1 protein-coding gene is annotated in these 661 nt (G+C 72.9%); it reads left to right on the top strand.

Translation table 11 applies throughout. From position 1 onward, the window contains the following. Positions 1-70: 70 nt before the first annotated feature. The coding region (locus CA983_RS44675) for a replication-relaxation family protein (protein WP_244207381.1) at positions 71-661 on the top strand (591 nt) is incomplete at its 3' end.

Genomic DNA, 661 nt, shown 5'->3' with positions numbered 1-661 from the left:
CGGTCCCCTCCACGGCCGGGGGCCGGCGCCCGGCCGCTGGCCGGTCGCGGACGACGGGAGGGCGAGCCTGATGACGGGCAAGAGGAAGGCGAACGAGGCGGGATCGACCAACGACCTGCGCGGCGATGTGCTGCGTGTGCTCGGAGTGCTCAAGGTCGCCACGGCCGACCAGATCCAGCGGCTGGCCTCACCGCACCTGACCTACCGGCACACGACCAAGCAGACGCCAGCCAAGAGGAAGGAACCCCGAACCGCCTCCCACCGTGGCGCGGTGAACGATCTGAGGCGTCATGGCCTGGCCGTCGACGGCGGCCGTACCCGGGGCGGTGAGGAGGTCCGGCTACTCACGAAGGAAGGGCTGGCCGCCGCCGCGATCGACCTGGACCGTGAGCCGGAGGAGATGGGCGGCATGCCCAAGAGCGCGGGCCGCTCCGGCGCCTCCCACTCGATGACGGTGAACGAGACGGTCATCGCGCTGATCCGCCCGAAGCCCGAGGACCTGGTCGCGGGGGAGCCGGCCGAAGCGGTCGCCGCCGCGCAGGCCGCCGCCCGTGCACCCGACGGGATCGGCACCCTCACCTCCTACGCCACCGAGGTCGCCCTCCCGGTGAAGGGCACCTGGAAGAACCCCGCGATCGGCAGCGCCCGCGCCGACATCGTC

Source organism: Streptomyces swartbergensis (assembly GCF_002148965.1).
In the GTDB taxonomy this organism is placed as follows: domain Bacteria; phylum Actinomycetota; class Actinomycetes; order Streptomycetales; family Streptomycetaceae; genus Streptomyces; species Streptomyces swartbergensis.
The sequence above is the reverse complement of the archived record's forward strand: the minus strand, read 5'-3'. Positions and strand labels throughout refer to the sequence as shown.